Here is a 17118-nt window from a genome sequence, read left to right on the forward strand (position 1 = left end):
CCGAGCCGATTCGACGCGTCGTACCGGCGAGCGGTTCGAAGATCCACCTCTCGTGTGTACGTCGCTTCGACGTCGGAGGATTCCCCGTTCGATTCCGGAGTCCGGAAGAACACGTGCTCCCGGGAAGCGAGACCGGGATGACACCGTCGACCCGCCTCGTGGACCCTAGACGACCCCCGGACGCGAGATGAACTCCACGTCGAATCGTCGAGTTCGGTTCGGGGAACGGTGAGTCGTCACCGCGGCTGAGCAGAGCGGCCGAGCCTCATCGAAGAGTTCCTGCTCGAGTTCGTCGCTCGGTCTCCAGATGAGGCTCTCGGCTGTCACCCCGATCTCCTGGTGTCACCCGTTCGAGTCCAGTCAGCCATTCGAACAGTGCTGGCCGCTCGCTGACGATGTCCCTCGACTGAGCGAACCGATTCGGCAGCCGAACTCGCCCGGACACCCCTCCTGCTCGAATCCCCCGGTATCCCCAGTGGCTCGAGCTGTGCGCGGACGACCTTCGTCGTGTGGAGGTCCGTGGGGGCCTGTTCGACGTCGCTCCCTTCCGCGAGGTGGTCACCACCAACCTCCTCTCCGTGGAAGGACACGTCTTCGTCAGCGCTGTCCATCGTGGTGACCGTAACCGTCAGTGTCGTCGAGGACCCCGACCTCACCGTCCGCCACTGCCACTGAACAGACCCCCGTGTACGGTTACGAGTCCCACGTTCTTTTTGATCGAGGTGTTCACGTGCAGATTTCTGTACAGACGAAGCAGACCCCGTCCGACGCCGTTTTACGTATCCGCCGGAGTCAATACACGTGGACCCCGATAACGTCCGAGACACGTGGAGAAACCGGGCGTACGAATATTCGCCGGCGTACTACGCATATCACGGTTCGAACGAGACGAGTACGGTGGTTCGCGAGCTCCTCAGCACACACCTCGACCGTGACGCAACAATCCTCGAACTCGGGTGTAGTTCGGGCCGTCACCTCGCACACCTCGCTGACCACGGTTTCGAGAACCTCTCAGGCGTCGATATCAACGCCGAGGCGTTCGACGTCATGAGAGAGAACTATCCCGCACTCGCCACCGTCGGAACGTTTCACTGTGGCCCAATCGAGGACGTCGTCGAGGAGTTCGACGACGGACAGTTCGACGCGGTCTACTCGGTCGAAACGCTACAGCACCTGCATCCCGACGTCGAATGGGTCTTCGAGGAGGTGGCTCGAATCACCGACAGCGTCCTCGTGACGGTGGAGAACGAGGGGCCACCCGACGAGTCATCACCGTCTGACGGCGACGTGAACTACGTCGACAACGACACCCCTCTCTACTACCGAGACTGGCATCACATCTTCACCTCGCTCGGTCTCGTCGAGGTCGACGTCGTCCGTGGCGTCAGAGACACCACGCGGACGTTTCGCGCGTCCGATTAACCGCCACGACACTGCCTCCCCCTCCCTCCTGTGCCACTCGGTCGCTGTTCCCCGTGTCACGTCTTGCGGGAGGCGGAGTAGCGTCTCCAACATCAGCCACCCCCTCCGAACGGTGGTGACGAGCTGGGACTTCGGCGGTCACTCGTCAGAGAGACACGGGACGTCGTCCCGCTTCTGGAATCTCCGGTCCTCTACCTGAAGCATCCCGTTCACCCGGTTTCCACGGTCGCTGTCGACCGCAGTGTCCTCTACTCCGTGTCCGAGCGAGTGTCTCTCGTGTGTGACCTGCATGGGACGGCGACCCGGCGACGAGTCCTCGGTTTCCCGCGGGACGGATCCGAAAACGTTGTCGCCAGGCCTCTCCACACGTCGTCCGATTTCTCGTCCACGAGCCGCTCCGGGAACTGGACGAACACGTCATCCTCGTAGAGCCATTCGGTCAGCAGTCGTATCTGAATCGCCAGCCGTCCGGCGGATCGGAATACCAGACCTTTTGCCGCGTAACTGCCTCTGTACAGTGTGCCTTCCTTTTTATTTCCGCTGGCAACCCAGGGCTTGGCTTCGACACCGGTGACAGCGGAGATGCTCGTCGTCTTCGCCCTCATTCTCCTCGCACTCGCGCTCTTCGCGACTGAGCGGTTCCCCATCGACGTCACCGCCATCCTGATCATGGTGTTGCTGATGATTCTCGAACCGTGGACACAGATCTCACCCCGGGAGGGGATTTCGGGGTTCGCGAACCCGGCGACGATCACGGTGCTGGCGATGCTCATTCTGAGTACGGGCATCAATCGAACCGGCCTCGTCCAGTTGATCGGCCGGAAGATGGCCGCGTTCGCCGGGACCGACCGTCGCAAGCAACTCGCCGCGACGATCGGGGTCACTGGCCCGGTCTCGGGGTTCATCAACAACACGCCGGTCGTCGCGATTCTGGTCCCCGTGATCGCCGACCTCGCACACGAGGGGAGAACGTCGCCGTCGAAGCTCCTGATGCCGCTGTCGTTCGCGTCGATGCTCGGGGGGACACTCACACTCATCGGGACGTCGACGAACATCCTCGCGAGCGACATCGCCGCTCAACTCGGCGCGGAGTCGCCCAGCCTCGGACTCCGTGCGTTCGGGATGTTCGAGTTCACCAAACTCGGTGTCGTCGTCTTCGCCGTCGGTTCCCTCTATCTCATGACGGTCGGCGTTCGACTGCTCCCCGAACGGATTCCGGCCGACGAGGACCTCGTCGAGGAGTACGCCCTCCAGGAGTACCTCGCTGACGTCGTCGTCCCGGCGAACTCGTCGCTCATCGGCCAGACCGTCCGGGAGGCGCTCGGCGACGACGACCTCGACATCGACGTGTTACAGCTGATTCGTTACGGCGAGCGGTTCGACGAGCCTCTCGCTCGCAAGGAGATTCACGAAAACGATACGCTCCGGCTCAGGACGAACCGAGAGACGCTCGAGTACATCATGGACGCCGAGGGACTTACACTGTCGGGCGGTCCCCGAAGCGAAGACGATCTACATCCGGAAGCGGAAGAGCCGGTACTCGTCGAAGTCGTCGTCCCGTCGGGGTCGTTTCTCGTTGGCGAGACGCTAACCAGTTCGTCGTTCCGACAGCGCTACGACGCGAACGTGCTGGCCTTTCGTACCCGTGGAGACGTCGTCCGGGATCGGTTCGAGGACATCCGTATTCGCGTCGGCGACACGCTTCTCGTCCAGGCACCGCCAGATAGCCTCACGCGACTCGTCGAGAACGAGGACTTCATCGTCGCCCACGAGTTCGACGAGGTGACCTACCGGAGCGAGAAAATCCCGTTCGCGGTCGGTATCATCGCCGGCGTGGTCGCACTGCCTGCGCTGGACGTCCTCCCGATCGTCGTCTCAGCACTCGCTGGCGTCGTGGCGATGATCTTCACCGGCGTCCTCAAGCCGACAGAACTCTACTCGTCCGTCGAGTGGAACGTGATATTCCTCCTCGCTGGCGTTATTCCCCTCGGTATCGCCCTGCAGCAGACCGGCGCTGCGGCGCTGCTCGGCGATGCCGTCGCTTCCACAGGGGAGTTCCTGCCCGTCATCGGCGTCCTGTGGGTCTTCTACCTCGCGACCGGGCTGTTGACGAGCGTCATCAGCAACAACGCGAGCGTCGTGTTGATGATTCCGGTGGCTGCCAACGCGGCCCAGTCGATCGGAGCGAACGCGTTCGCGTTCGTCTTGGCGGTCACGTTCGCGGCCTCGACGGCGTTCATGACGCCCGTCGGCTACCAGACGAACCTCTTCGTCTACGGGCCCGGTGGGTACACGTTTTCCGACTTCATTCTGGTCGGCGCCCCGCTGCAGTTCCTCCTCTCAATCGTCACCACGCTCGGAATCGCGTTCTTCTGGGGCGTCCGTGTCTGAGCACCGGGGTGTTTCACAGCATTGCGAGGCGGATGTCACAGCGTCGTCCGAGACGGTGGAGTCGTCTCGTGATGTCATCCACCATCCATGCGCGTCGTACAAACACTCGTTCGTCCTGCACTCCTTGTGGGATTATTACCGATTTCCCAGACGAACGACTACTCGTGCTACGCGCGCGTTCACAGCTGGACCAGTGGACGAGAAACGCCCGCATCGAGGCGTCCGCTGAACTGTTCGAAGGTGACGACCCTATCCTCTCCCCCGAAGAGGTGCAACTGCTCGACGCGCTCGACTCCGAACTGGAGCGAAGGGGTGGCGATGGTGTCTGGGGGACCGACCAGTACGGAATCCACACGGCGGGAACATCGAGTTCGGATACCTCACTCGGAGTTGCTGTGCGGTGTTAGTACGTCGTCGAGGCTGAACGAACTGTTTTCTCTGCCAGGACTGGGCTAGACGTCTGGCCGACCCCTGCCCGGAGCAGGGGTCGCTCTCCGTCCCCCGGTACGACCGCCTCCCGCAGGAGCGTGTCCGTCTCGGACTCATCGCCACGTGGTTCGTGTTCGCGCCGAGTGGTGTCCGGCGAGCGCCGGCCGACTGTCGTCACGACCCCCCTCACCGTTCTCCGCTCTGACAAGCGCCCTTCGATTCATCGTTACAGCGCGGGGGAAACTTTCGAAGCGAAAGCGGACTCCCCCCGATTCTTATGTGAGTCGGACCCATCCTCCGCGTATGAGGGACTTAGACGAGACCGACCTCCGGATACTCCGGCTGTTGACGGAGAACGCCCGTCGCCCGTACAGCGACATCGCGGACGTCGTCGACCTGTCGGCGCCGGCCGTCTCCGACCGGGTCGCCCGCCTCCAGGAGATGGGGATCATCAAGCGGTTCACGCTCGACATCGACCGGTCGCAGCTCCGCAAGGGGATTCCGGTCCTCCTGACGCTCGAACTCGTTTCACACGGGCCGGAGACCGCGCGGCTCACAGAGACGTTCCTGAGCGCGGACGCGGTCGAACACGTGTTCACGACCGCCGAGGCCGACCTCGTCGTCTACGCACGGGTGCCCGACAACGACATCGCCAGTTGGCTCTTCGACACCGTCGACGAAGGAACTGTCGACGACTTTCAGGTGACACTCCTGACCGACGTGGACTGGTCGCCCGACCTGGGCGGCACGGAGTTCGCGCTCACCTGCGTGCAGTGCGGCAACACGGTCGACAGCGAGGGGACGGCGGCCCGCATCGGCGGGAAACTGTACCAGTTCTGCTGTCCGTCCTGTGAGGCCCGGTTCGAGGAGAAGTACGAGACGCTCCAGCAGGGAACCGACTGAGTCGGACGGGTCGGTCAGGTGTCCCGCTCGGGGGACGCCGTGCGTCTCCTGGACGCTCGGGTCGTCCCTGCCTCCGCAGTCGTCTGTCCGTCCGTCTCGGGGCGGTCGGCGGACTGTATGGCGGACGCCCCGAGCGACGCGGCCGCACCACATCGCCGACTCCGGTTTCGAATCGAAAGTTCCCCCCGCCGCGAACCAGCGGAGCCCAAGGCGAAACGACACTAAGTAAGGGGCTCCTATCTCCACCCACAATGAGTACGCGGACGGTACACCTCGACGTCACGGGGATGACCTGCGCCAACTGTTCGGCGACGGTTGGCGACGCCCTGACCGCCCTCGACGGCGTCTCTGAGGCGAACGTCAACTACGCCACCGACGAGGCGAGTGTCGAGTACGACCCCGACGAGGTGTCGCTCGGGCAGCTCGTCGACGCCGTCGACGACGCCGGCTACGGTGTCGTCACCGAGACGGTCAGCATCGCCATCACGGACATGTCGTGTGCGAACTGCGCGGAGACCACCGAGGCGGCACTCGGGTCCGTTCCCGGCGTCGTCACGGCGGAGGTGAACTACGCCACCGACGAGGCACAGGTCACCTACCTCCCCGCGGAGACGTCGCTCGATGCGCTCTACGACGCCATCACCGAGGCCGGCTACTCCCCGGTCCGCGAAGAGGGTGACGAGAGCGGGTCGGGTGAGGACGCTCGCGACGCCGCCCGGCAGGCCGAGGTCCGGAAACAGCTCCGACTGACGCTGTTCGGCGCGGCACTCTCTGCACCCCTGCTGTTCTTCCTCGCCGAGAAGTTCCTCCTCGGTGGCGGCCTCCTCCCGGACCGGATTCTCGGCGTCGAGTTCGGCTGGGTCGAGTTCCTCCTGGCGACGCCGGTGCAGGTCGTCCTCGGGTGGCCGTTCTACAAGAACTCCTACAAGGCGCTCGTGAAGAACGGCCGCGCCAACATGGACGTCCTCATCGCGCTGGGGTCGACTACCGCCTACGTCTATTCCGTGGCGGTCCTCGGCGGCGCCATCGCCGGGAGTCTCTACTTCGACACGGCCGCGCTCATCCTCGTGTTCATCACGCTGGGGAACTACCTCGAGGCCCGCTCGAAGAGCCAGGCCGGCGAGGCGCTCCGGAAACTCCTCGAGATGGAGGCCGACACGGCCACCGTCGTCGACGACGACGGCACCGAACGGGAGGTCCCGCTCGAGGACGTCGAGGTGGGCGACCGGATGAAGGTCCGGCCGGGGGAGCAGATTCCGACGGACGGCGTCGTCGTCGACGGTCAGTCGGCGGTCGACGAGTCGATGGTGACCGGCGAGTCCGTCCCCGTCGAGAAGAGCGAGGGCGACGAGGTCGTCGGGTCGACCATCAACGAGAACGGCGTCCTCGTCGTCGAGGCGACGAAGGTGGGCGAGGACACGGCGCTCCAGCAGATCGTCCAGACGGTGAAGGAGGCGCAGTCGCGCCAGCCCGACATCCAGAACCTCGCCGACCGCATCAGCGCGTACTTCGTCCCCGCGGTCATCGCGAACGCCGTCTTCTGGGCCGCCGTCTGGTTCCTCTTCCCCGCGACGCTCGCGGGCCTCGTCGAGTGGCTCCCGCTGTGGGGCCTCGTCGCAGGGGGTCCGGCCGTCGCCGGTGGGTCCGTCTCGGTGTTCGAGTTCGCCGTCGTCGTCTTCGCGAGCGCGGTGCTCATCGCCTGTCCCTGCGCGCTCGGCCTCGCGACGCCCGCCGCGACGATGGTGGGAACGACCATCGGCGCACAGAACGGCGTCCTGTTCAAGGGCGGCGACGTCCTCGAGCGGGCGAAGGACGTCGACACGGTCGTCTTCGACAAGACGGGCACGCTCACGAGAGGCGAGATGGAACTGACCGACGTCGTCGTCTTCGAGGACGGACAGCCGGTCACCGACGGCGGGGACGCGGCCGCCGACGGCGGACAGCTACAGCCCCGTGACCGCCTCACCGAGGACGACGTCCTGCGACTCGCGGCCATCGCCGAGAGCGGGAGCGAACACCCGCTGGCGAGAGCCATCGTCGACGGGGCCGAGGCCCGCGGTATCGACGTCACCGACCCCGACGACTTCGAGAACGTCCCCGGCCACGGCATCAGAGCGACGGTCGACGACAGCGAGGTGCTGGTCGGGAACCGGAAGCTGCTCCGGGACAACGGCGTCGACCCCTCGCCGGCCGAGGAGACGATGGAACGCCTCGAACGCGAGGGCAAGACGGCGATGCTGGTGGCCCGCGTGCCCGCTGGCACGAGCGCGTCCGCTGACACGAGCGCGTCCGCTAACACGAGCGCGTCCACCGACTCGGAAGCCGGGGAACTCGTTGGCGTAGTCGCCGACGCCGACACGGTCAAGGAGAGCGCCCGGGAGGCCGTGCGCCAACTGCAGGAACGCGGCATCGACGTGATGATGATCACGGGCGACAACGAGCGGACCGCCCGTGCCGTCGCCGAACAGGTCGGCATCGACCCCGAGAACGTCCACGCCGAGGTCCTGCCCGAGGACAAGTCCGACGCGGTCGAGTCCATCCAGCAGGAGGGTCGGAAGGCGATGATGGTCGGCGACGGCGTCAACGACGCCCCCGCGCTGGCAGTGGCCTACGTCGGCACGGCCATCGGGTCGGGGACCGACGTCGCCATCGAGGCTGCGGACGTCACCCTGATGCGCGACGACCCGCTCGACGTTGTGAAGGCCATCCGCATCTCGGACGCCACCCTCCAGAAGATCAAGCAGAACCTCGTCTGGGCGCTCGGTTACAACACGGCGATGATTCCGCTGGCCTCGCTGGGCCTGCTCCAGCCGGTGCTGGCCGCCGGCGCGATGGCCTTCTCGAGCGTGTCGGTGCTGACGAACAGCCTCCTGTTCCGGCGGTACGTCCCCGACCACGACTACGAGCTCCTCGGCCGCCTCCGCTGACCGCCACCCCCACCACCGATGTCCAACATCTCCCGCGAGACGGTGCACGCGTACCTCGTCGAGACGGCCAGCCCCGAGCCCACGTACCTCCGTGCTCGTGAGATCGCCACCGAGTTAGACGCATCACCGAAGGCCGTCGCACAGTATCTCAGCCAGCTCCAGGACGAACTCGTCGACGTATCCCTCGAACAGTGGGGGCGCTCGAAGAGCACGACGTGGCGGCTGGAGGTGAGCGAGTCGTGAGCGTAAGTGACATGTGGCAACCGCGCTCCCCGACGCCGGGACACGCCGTGGAAGGCGACGTTCCGAGAGGGACGGCTACTCCTCGGTGAGCAGTCGACGGAGCACCAGGTGTAGGATCCCGCCGTTTTCGACGTATCGAACGGCCGCGGGGGTCCCCACCTGTGCCGTGACCGGGAACTCGACGGTCGAGCCCCCGTCACGTTCTGCGACGACGGTAAGCTGGTCGTTCACCTCGAGACCGTCGTCGAGACCGTGAATCGCGACCCGTTCCGAGCCGTCGAGACCGAGCGACTCCCACGAGTCGCCCTCGGCGAACTGGAGCGGGAGGACGCCCATCCCGACGAGGTTGTCGCGGAAGATGCGCTCGTAACTTTCGGCGATCGTCGCACGGACGCCCAGCAGGTCCGTGCCCTTCGCCGCCCAGTCGCGGCTCGACCCCGTCCCGAGTTCCTCCCCTGCGAACACGACCAGGGGCGTGTCGTCCTCGCGATACCGACGGCTGGCATCGAAGACCGTCGTTTCCTCGCCAGTGGGGTGATGGATCGTGTAGCCACCTTCGACGTCGTCGAGCATCTCGTTCTCGATGCGGACGTTCGCGAACGTCCCGCGCATCATCACCTCGTGATTCCCTCGCCGAGCGCCGTAGGTGTTGAAATCGTGGGGTTCGACGCCGTGGTCGACGAGCCACTCTCCAGCCGGTTGGTCGCGGGTGAACGGCCCTGCGGGACTGATGTGGTCGGTCGTCACCGTGTCGCCGAGCAACAGCAGCGTTCGGGCGTCCTCGATGTCGGCGACACCGGGCTTCTCCAGCGGGAACTCCGTAAAGAACGGTGGTTCGCGGATGTACGTCGAGGAGTCGTCCCACGCGTAGACGTCTCCGGTCGGCGCGTCGAGCGCCTCCCAGCGCTCGTCACCCTCGAACACCTCGGCGTACTTCTCCTCGAACATCGCCGAGTCGACGCTGTCGTGGACTGCCGCGTGAATCTCGTCGGCGTCGGGCCAGATATCCGCGAGGTAGACCGGGTCGCCGTTCTCGTCGGTCCCGAGCGGGTCGTGTTCGAGGTCGACGTCCATGCGCCCGGCGAGGCCGTACGCGACCACGAGCGGCGGACTGGCGAGGTAGTTCGCTCGCACCTTCGGGTGGATGCGCGCCTCGAAGTTGCGGTTGCCCGAGAGCACGCTCGTCGTCCAGAGGTCCTCGGCGTCGATCGCTCGTTCGATGGGCTCCGGGAGTGGACCGGCGTTCCCGATACAGGTCGTACAGCCGTAACCGACCACGTTGTACCCGAGGGCTTCGAGGTACGGAAGGAGTCCCGACGCGTCGAGGTACTCGGTGACGACACGACTCCCGGGCGCGAGACTCGTCTTGACGTACGGAGGGACGTCCAAACCGCGCTCGACCGCGTTGCGCGCGAGCAGGCCCGCCGCGAGCATCACGGACGGGTTCGACGTGTTCGTACAGCTGGTGATGGCGCTGACGACGACGCTCCCGTGACCGATCTCGGTCGTCTCTCCGTTCACGTCGACCTCGACTCGTCTGTCGAGGTCGCCGACGTCCGGGTCTGGAAGGTCCGGGTCGGGCCGGTCGTCGTCGGGGGTGCTACTTTCGCTCAGCCAGCGGCTGAGCGCGTCTGTGTCGATGTCACCGAGTTCGTCCTCGAACTCACCGTGGACCAGGCCTCGGAAGTGCGTCTTCATGTCGCCCATCGGAACCCGGTCCTGGGGCCGCTTCGGCCCGGCGAGACTCGGTGTGATCGTCGAGAGGTCGAGTTCGACCGTCTCGGTGTACTCCGGGGTCTGCTCGCCGAACAGCCCCTGTGCGTCGAGGTACTCGCGGACGAGTTCGATGTGTGTCTCGTCGCGCCCGGTGAGTTCGAGGTAGTCGAGCGTCGCCTCGTCGACGGGGAACATACTGATGGTCGAACCCTGCTCGGGAGCCATGTTCGCGATGGTGGCCCGGTCCGGAACGGTGAGGTTCGAGACGCCGGGACCGAAGAACTCGACGAAGCGGTCGACGACGCCGACTTCTCGTAGTTGCTCGGTGACGTGCAGGACGAGGTCGGTCGCGGTCGCGCCCTCGGGGAGTTCGCCGGTGAGTCGGACGCCGACCACCTCGGGGAGCTTCATCGTGATGGGCTGGCCGAGCATCGCGGCTTCGGCCTCGATGCCGCCGACGCCCCAGCCGACCACGCCGATGCCGCCGATCATCGGCGTGTGGCTGTCCGTTCCGACGAGCGTGTCCGGAAGCAGCCAGTTCTCACCGTCTCGCTCGCGGGCGTGGACGACCTGGCCGAGGTACTCGAGGTTCACCTGGTGGACGATACCGGTTCCCGGCGGGACGACGCGGAAGTCGTCGAACGCCTGCTGTGCCCACTTGAGCGCCCGATACCGCTCGCCGTTTCGCTCGTACTCCAGTTCGACGTTCCGCTCGTAGGCGTCTTCGGAGCCGAAGAAGTCGACCTGGACGCTGTGGTCGATGACGAGGTCACACGGCACCTCGGGTTCGACGATCGACGGGTCCTCGCCGTGCCGCTCGACGGCCGAACGGAGTGCCGCGAGATCGACCACGGCGGGGACGCCGGTGAGGTCCTGAAGGACGACGCGAGAGGGCGTGAACGGGAGTTCCACGTCCGGGACGTCCGGTCGCCACGACGCCGCGTTCTGTACGTCTTCGGCCGTGATGGTGTCGCCGTCGACGTTCCGGAGGACGGATTCGAGTAGGACACGGATGCTGACAGGGAGACGGTCAAGTTCACAGAGCCCGCGCTCTTCGAGGACGGTGAGGTCGGCCATTCGATACGCCACGCCATCGACCTCCAACTCGCGAACGGCGTCGAACGGATCGGATTCAGCCATGTGTTACTATACGCCGACTCGACGTTTGAATCGTTCCCTGCGGCGTCCGGCACCGCTCGCCCCCACGGGAAGCGTCGACTCGACGGCGACGACCGAGGTGTCCGGACCAGCGACGAGCATCTCTCATCGCTCCGAAACGACTGTCAGTACATGGCACCGTCCTGCCGGACCACAGGTATATCCATCATCACGGATACACACCGCGTGGCCTTCGTCGACAAGAGATTCACGTGTCGCGGTCGAATGTCACCCGAGCCCCTGTCTCATGAAGCCGCTTCGAACTCAGCTGATGGAACGCCGCTTACGGCGTGTACTCGGTGGGCTGCTTCTGGGGGGACTGCTGCTCGTCGTGTACTTCAGCGTCGTCGGCATCGGGGAGGTACGACGCGCGCTGTGGGTGGTGCCGCCCCGCCGGCTTCTCTCGTTGCTGATTGTCGGCGGCGTGTCACTGCTCTTCTGGGGTCTCGGACTCCATCTCGTCTTCGACCGACTCGACATCTCGGTCGGGCCCACGACTTCGATCTTGCTGTTCACTGCGGCGGGGTTCTTTAACGGCATCACACCGTTCGGGCAGGCCGGGGGCGACCCGGTCGCGGCGGTGCTCTTCAGGCGGGCGCTCGGGACGGACTTCGAGACCGGACTCGCCGCCATCGGGAGCGTGAACGCACTCAACCGGGTCGCGGCGGTGTTCCTGGGTCTACTCGGCGTGGGCTACCTCGGGTCGCGAGTTGCAGCCGGTGGAAACCTCAGAACCGCCGCCTTGGTCGTCACGGGCCTGTCGGTCGTGGTCGCGCTCGGACTGATGGCGGCCTGGCAGTCCCGCTACCGACTTGTCGGGCGAATCGCCGCTGGTCTCACGCCACTCGCTCGTGCCGGCGCGCGCGTCGTCCCGGGCGTCCGGCCGTCCAGCCGCGCGGCGCTCGAACGTCGAGGCCGTCGGTTCATCGCCGCGATCGACCGTCTGGCGGCGGACCCGCGTCGACTCGCGCTCGTGTTCGGCCTGAGCGTCGCCGGGCATCTCGCGGTCGCGTCCACGCTCTGGGTCGCGCTCGCCGGCCTCGGCTTCGACGTCTCGGTCGCCGTCGTCCTGCTGGTGATTCCCCTCGCGAAACTCGCGGGCCTCGCGCCGACCCCCGGCGGCTTCGGCAGCGCGGAGACGATGCTGGCGACCCTCCTGCTCTCGACGACGACGGTCGACGCACCGGTCGCGGGGGCGGCCGTGCTCCTCTACCGGGCGAGCGCGTTCTGGCTGCCGTCACTCGTCGGTGGGCTCGTCGCCGGGTGGTTCGTGGTGACCGGGAACGCGGGTGGGACCGGGGCGGCGTCCCCCGGGGCGACTCTCCGGGGTGGGGGACGACCGAACTCCTCCACCGACGACGAGTCTCACGTCCCGGTGTCACGGTCGACGCTCCCCAGGATTCTGCTCGCGGTCACCGTCACGCTCGCCGTGACGACCGTCGTCGTGATCCACCGGAGTCGTCTCCTCGTCGAACCGGACAGCATCGTCGTTCACGCGGTCAGAGACACAGCGGTCGTACTGGTGAGCTTCGTCCTGACGTGGTTCCTGCTCCGTCGTCTCCCACGGCGGTGGCTCGGCTGACGACTGCGTCGTCATCGCTCGCCCGCACGCGGGCCAGCGCAGCACCCCGGGTTCCGTGCCAGCCACAACCGTCGGCCGTGTCGGGTTCGCGGTCTGAGTCCACCGTCGTCGCCGTCGTGGACACCGAGAGGCGGTCTGACCGGGCGGACACCTGAGGCGGTGTTCGCCCCGAATCGGTATGCCTGCAGCGGCAAGGCGAGGAGTGAACGGACTTCCGCCCGTCGAGTGAAACGCGATGTCTCTTGCAGAAACGGTCTCCAAGATGGACCGCCTGAGCGACGAAGAGCGCGAATGTATCGAAATCTGTAACGAAGCCGCCGAGGTGTGTGAGTGGTGCGCCGACGAGTGTCTCGGTGACGAGGAGATGGAGACGTGTGCGCGTCTCTGTCGCGACGTCGCCGACATCGCGTCGCTGCACGCCCGGTTCATGGCCCGTGGCTCCAATTACAGCACCCAGCTGGCCGAGGCGTGTGCCGGCGTCTGCGAAGAGTGTGCCGAAGAGTGTGCCCGACACGACGCCGACCACTGTCAGCTCTGCGCCGAGGTCCTCGAGGAGTGCGCCGAGCACTGCCGCGGGATGATAAACTGAGCCGGTCGGCGACGCCAGCGACCGACAGCGTTTTCACTCGGTAGCCGTCGCCTCTTTTTATAGCGACGTACGGCTTCGTCGAGAGCGTCCACCTGCTGACTCGATGGTTCACTACTCCAGCAGCGGCCGCACCGCCGGCCTCGGCACATCGAATAACGGAGGCAGGGACCGTATCGCGTCCGATGGAGCCACTCGTCGATCTGGACCGCTGCATCCTCCACGAGTTGCAACCCGACTCGCGGACCTGGGATTCGAAATCGTCCGCAGTGACCTGCTGGCGCACGAGCGTGTCCAGCCGTGGGACCACTTCCACCCGGAGGCACTGGACGACGACCCCGAAGGCGAGGAGGAAACGGACGACACCCCCAGGGCCGACGCCGCCGTCGACAGGTGGCGGTCGCCGGAGACTGTCCCCCGGGCATTCCACTCGACGCCCTCGAACGGGCGCGAAGGAGGCCAGGGTTCACAACAGTCAATCGGTCACCGCCCGTCGCTCGAACTACAGCGTGGGTGGAACAGCATGAGAAGTTACACTTACTCCGACTGACAGTGGACCCGGACTCGGAGCGAGGGACACTCGCTCCGACCCGACTGCCCACGCCGGGTGTACGTCGGTAGAGTCCGAGGGGGCAAGGGGGGTGAGACAGGAGGTACGGGGGAGGAACGCTCCTGTCTCACTCCCTGCCATTCCCGACAGGGCATAGGTATGCTCACACAGCACACATAACTGGTTTGTGAGAACCGACCCCGACGCCGTGAGTCACGCGACGCGTCGCTCCGACGCGCCCCGAACCGACGACGACGAGGATACCACCGGGTGACGACACACCTCGGCGCCCCTCCACAGTGGTGACGGGAGTTTTGGCCACGAAAGCACCCCGTCGCAGGGACGTCCACGACTGGTCAGTCAGTCTGACCGACCGCCACTCACCGTGCCGGCCCGAACGTCCAACTGTCGGCCCTCTCGGGAACCGTCGTTTCCTGTCGACGATGTAGAACTATTTGGATATCGGCGGGACGGGACCCGGGTGCAACGGACCGGACAGAACCGACGTCGCTCTGTGGGAACAGCGTGGGACCGCTGAGTCGACTAACGGCCGCTATCAGCCGATTTCTCTCGAACTCGACCGAACGACCGCTCCCGTGGCTCGTCTCCGCGTTCGCCGTCTTCGCTCGTTCTCGAGCGGGGCAACGACTCCAGTCGCCGTGTGTATCGAGGTGCTCGGGCGGGAGCACACCGCCGAGTAGTTCGACTGGGGTTCGAATCGGTCCAACCACTTAAATGGGCTCTTTCGAAACCCACAGTCGCTATTAGTTTGCTACGGCTGTGTTGAATAGAGAGCGCATCTCTTGCAACTTCGGTCGCTACGTGTGGCACACCCCGATAGCAGAATTTCCCGACGAGTGAATCAGGAAGAACGTCGACTGGCGGAGGAGCCCCGAAACTAACAGTCCATGGAACGACTTCCGGTCGAAGACTCTCCTGATGACCACTCTCCAACGTTCATCTACAGAGATTCGAGGCGAGTGCCTCGGAGCTTGCCCCCGAGGCAATTCACGCTGGTCACTGCTCGCAAGTAGTCTGCATCGTCTGGAACGTGGCGGGTGGGATTCGCTGACTCGACAGCCACCGCACGACCGTCTCTGGATATCTGACGGGAGCCAGTAGTGTCGGTGCAGACGAAATCGACCCGTAACGGCAAGGTGCGATATGGTTAATACCTTCCAGCCCTTATTTTAGGAGATATATATGTCGAAATCAATAAAATTCGAGTCACCGGAGCATACAGGGCGTACGATTCGCCCCAATCCCCCGGAGTACAATACTCAGGCCGCAGAAATAGTCGATTCGTCTGTCACAACCGACAGCGTTGTTGCAACAGCGACAGTAGTTACAGGCGACTCAACTCGACGGCTCAAGATCAACTGGGGGGATGGAGACGAGGACGTGGTCAACCATCGACCAGGTTTACCTGTTCCTGTCTCCTCCGGCAACAGCGACGATCCACTACCGGAAGGGACGTACAAATTGTACCATCGGTACGACCTCACAGAAAGCTCCGAACCGTACGAGTTCTCAGTCAATGTACGAGTCGATGATGTAAACGGTGGTGTCGCTGCCGTATCCCACGATATTGTAATCACACCTAGATATAGAGTTACTCACTATCCGCTGTCGTTCAGACTCGAGAACTGGTGCGACTCGGCTTGGGAAACGAGGGAGAGCGAATTCAAGATCCGGCAAGTTATTTATCAAGATAACGAACAAAAAGTCGAGAATTCGTGGGGAACCACCGACGACCCAGTGGTATACCCGCAGGACTACAATATCGGCCCCGGCCCGAATTTCCGGCTGGATGGGAGCGGATGGTCGCGAGAGATGACAGCAGATGAACTGATACGGGAGGACTGGACGTTCATGGAGGTAGACCTCCTCGTCGACGATTGGATCGACTACTTTCTTATTTCTGGTCCAGCCACGCAGACCGAGCGCTACTCTGACGTTAGCGAGGTCAACACCACCATGAGCGGTTGCAGTATCACTCTTACTATCCCGGAAGAGTCAGAACTGCTCGTCCCTCTTCCCAGGAGTGACAGTGCGGTGTTCGCTCCCGACGTTTAGTGTAGTTGGGGAGATGACGTAGCCAGGGATTGCAGGTCGAGAAACAGCTCTAGCAGTGCGTACCCACACCCGTGAGGGTCGAGAGTCCGTTCCCGTTCGTATCGGTCCTGTGACCAATCTCCCTCGACAGCCCTCGGTCGTGACGTGCTGCTGTCAGTGGAGCGCCCGTGCGCTTTCGCTGACCCTGACCGTAAGTTCTCCATTCCGGACCCTGGTCGATTCGTTCTCCGTCAATATCGAGCCCACAGTCCTCACAGATGGTTTCGACGCTGTTCGTTCTCACACGAAGAGGGCGGTTGTCCGTGATTCCGAGAGGAATGGACTGCTGAATATAGAGGGTGATGTGGCCCCGTAACAGCACGTGATACTACTAGTTTATCTCCCTTGTTGACGTATCGTCGTATAGTTGAGGAGTAAGTTCACCACGGCTCCGTAGCTGCTGGAATCGGTGACGCCCCTCGACCGAGTGTCACCACCATGCACACCTACGACTACTCAGTGGAGATCGCAGCGCCCATCGAAGACGTCTTCGCATTCGACTCGGACCCGGAGAACTGGGCAAAAACGATGCCCAGTCTCAAGAACCTCGAAATCATCGACGAGACCGACGACACCGTCACGCTCCGGGCCACCCAGCACGTCCTCGGCCAATCGATACCCGTCGAGATGGTCCGAACCATCGAGGATCCGAACACGCGGTTCGTCGTGTCCGTTGAGGGCGAGGGGACCAGCGGTGAGGTCGAGAACCGGTTCGTCGAGACCGAGACCGGGACCCGCATCGACCACCACAGTGAGTTCGAGTACGGCGACTCCCTGCTGGACCGCATCATGGAACCCATCGTCGCGCGTTTCAACAACCGGATGTTCCGGACCCATCTGGAACACACCCAAGACCTCCTCGAAGCCGAACACGCCGCCGAAACCACGATCGAGGCCTAATCGGCCTCAATCCCGCATCCGGCATCCGACCACTTCTCGCTGTTTGTACGTGACCTGTATTTAGCTCCATCAATCCAGGGCAAGGGTGCGATGTTCTGGACCTCCCACCTCTTGGCAACTGATTGGACAAAAAAGGCACCTGCATACTTAGACGAGAGGCGAGGCGTTTCCCCCTCTCACCGGGGTCAGCCACCGG

The 17118-nt window shown here is 64.3% G+C and carries 10 protein-coding genes and 2 pseudogenes; 10 read left to right on the forward strand and 2 right to left on the reverse strand.

Going from position 1 to position 17118, the window contains the following annotated elements:
* Positions 1–801 precede the first annotated feature (801 nt).
* The 6 genes and pseudogenes from ACESK5_RS11655 to ACESK5_RS11680 all read left to right on the forward strand — a co-directional run bounded on the left by ACESK5_RS11655 (position 802) and on the right by ACESK5_RS11680 (position 8315).
* Positions 802–1422 (forward strand): methyltransferase domain-containing protein, encoded by a 621-nt coding sequence (locus ACESK5_RS11655; RefSeq protein ID WP_372911738.1) that lies wholly within the window; start codon positions 802–804, stop codon positions 1420–1422.
* Positions 1423–2004: 582 nt separating this feature from the next.
* On the forward strand, positions 2005–3813 hold the full coding sequence (locus ACESK5_RS11660; RefSeq protein WP_372911739.1) for an SLC13 family permease: 1809 nt from the start codon (positions 2005–2007) through the stop codon (positions 3811–3813).
* 134 nt (positions 3814–3947) lie between these two features.
* Positions 3948–4205 (forward strand): annotated as a pseudogene (locus ACESK5_RS11665) (hypothetical protein); the annotation flags it as partial.
* 340 nt (positions 4206–4545) lie between these two features.
* On the forward strand, positions 4546–5145 hold the full coding sequence (locus ACESK5_RS11670; protein WP_372911740.1) for a winged helix-turn-helix transcriptional regulator: 600 nt from the start codon (positions 4546–4548) through the stop codon (positions 5143–5145).
* Between the two features lie 251 nt (positions 5146–5396).
* Positions 5397–8072: a heavy metal translocating P-type ATPase gene (locus tag ACESK5_RS11675; protein ID WP_372911741.1), complete on the forward strand. Its 2676-nt coding sequence runs from the start codon at positions 5397–5399 to the stop codon at positions 8070–8072.
* 18 nt (positions 8073–8090) lie between these two features.
* Positions 8091–8315, forward strand: a complete 225-nt coding sequence (locus ACESK5_RS11680; protein ID WP_372911742.1) for a hypothetical protein — start codon at positions 8091–8093, stop codon at positions 8313–8315.
* A 75-nt stretch (positions 8316–8390) separates the two neighbouring features.
* Here the strand turns inward: ACESK5_RS11680 and acnA are convergent, their stop codons facing one another.
* On the reverse strand, positions 8391–11171 hold the full coding sequence (gene acnA, locus ACESK5_RS11685; RefSeq protein ID WP_372911743.1) for an aconitate hydratase AcnA: 2781 nt from the start codon (positions 11169–11171) through the stop codon (positions 8391–8393).
* Between the two features lie 289 nt (positions 11172–11460).
* Between acnA and ACESK5_RS11690 the strand changes: the two genes are divergently transcribed.
* From ACESK5_RS11690 to ACESK5_RS11700, 3 genes are all read left to right on the forward strand, one after another.
* Entirely contained in the window at positions 11461–12771 is a 1311-nt protein-coding gene (locus ACESK5_RS11690; protein WP_372911744.1) for a YbhN family protein, read from the forward strand.
* A gap of 235 nt (positions 12772–13006) precedes the next feature.
* Complete coding sequence (locus tag ACESK5_RS11695; RefSeq protein WP_372911745.1) at positions 13007–13360, forward strand: four-helix bundle copper-binding protein; 354 nt, start codon at positions 13007–13009, stop codon at positions 13358–13360.
* A 1750-nt stretch (positions 13361–15110) separates the two neighbouring features.
* Positions 15111–15983 (forward strand): hypothetical protein, encoded by an 873-nt coding sequence (locus tag ACESK5_RS11700; protein WP_372911746.1) that lies wholly within the window; start codon positions 15111–15113, stop codon positions 15981–15983.
* 79 nt (positions 15984–16062) lie between these two features.
* On the opposite strand, the pseudogene ACESK5_RS11705 reads toward ACESK5_RS11700, so the two are convergent.
* A pseudogene (locus tag ACESK5_RS11705) lies at positions 16063–16269 on the reverse strand (TFIIB-type zinc ribbon-containing protein); the annotation flags it as partial.
* Between the two features lie 191 nt (positions 16270–16460).
* Between ACESK5_RS11705 and ACESK5_RS11710 the strand changes: the two are divergent.
* Positions 16461–16922 (forward strand): SRPBCC family protein, encoded by a 462-nt coding sequence (locus ACESK5_RS11710; RefSeq protein WP_372911747.1) that lies wholly within the window; start codon positions 16461–16463, stop codon positions 16920–16922.
* The last annotated feature ends 196 nt before the right edge of the window (positions 16923–17118 follow it).

It is taken from the genome of Salinigranum sp. (genome assembly GCF_041641895.1).
GTDB lineage: Archaea > Halobacteriota > Halobacteria > Halobacteriales > Haloferacaceae > Salinigranum.

Coding starts and splice junctions, on each gene's coding strand:
- ACESK5_RS11660 (WP_372911739.1), top strand. CDS start 2,005: ATGCTCGTCGTCTTCGCCCTCATTCTCCTCGCACTCGCGCTCTTCGCG.
- ACESK5_RS11670 (WP_372911740.1), top strand. CDS start 4,546: ATGAGGGACTTAGACGAGACCGACCTCCGGATACTCCGGCTGTTGACG.
- ACESK5_RS11675 (WP_372911741.1), top strand. CDS start 5,397: ATGAGTACGCGGACGGTACACCTCGACGTCACGGGGATGACCTGCGCC.
- ACESK5_RS11680 (WP_372911742.1), top strand. CDS start 8,091: ATGTCCAACATCTCCCGCGAGACGGTGCACGCGTACCTCGTCGAGACG.
- acnA (WP_372911743.1), bottom strand. CDS start 11,171: ATGGCTGAATCCGATCCGTTCGACGCCGTTCGCGAGTTGGAGGTCGAT.
- ACESK5_RS11690 (WP_372911744.1), top strand. CDS start 11,461: ATGGAACGCCGCTTACGGCGTGTACTCGGTGGGCTGCTTCTGGGGGGA.
- ACESK5_RS11695 (WP_372911745.1), top strand. CDS start 13,007: ATGTCTCTTGCAGAAACGGTCTCCAAGATGGACCGCCTGAGCGACGAA.
- ACESK5_RS11700 (WP_372911746.1), top strand. CDS start 15,111: ATGTCGAAATCAATAAAATTCGAGTCACCGGAGCATACAGGGCGTACG.
- ACESK5_RS11710 (WP_372911747.1), top strand. CDS start 16,461: ATGCACACCTACGACTACTCAGTGGAGATCGCAGCGCCCATCGAAGAC.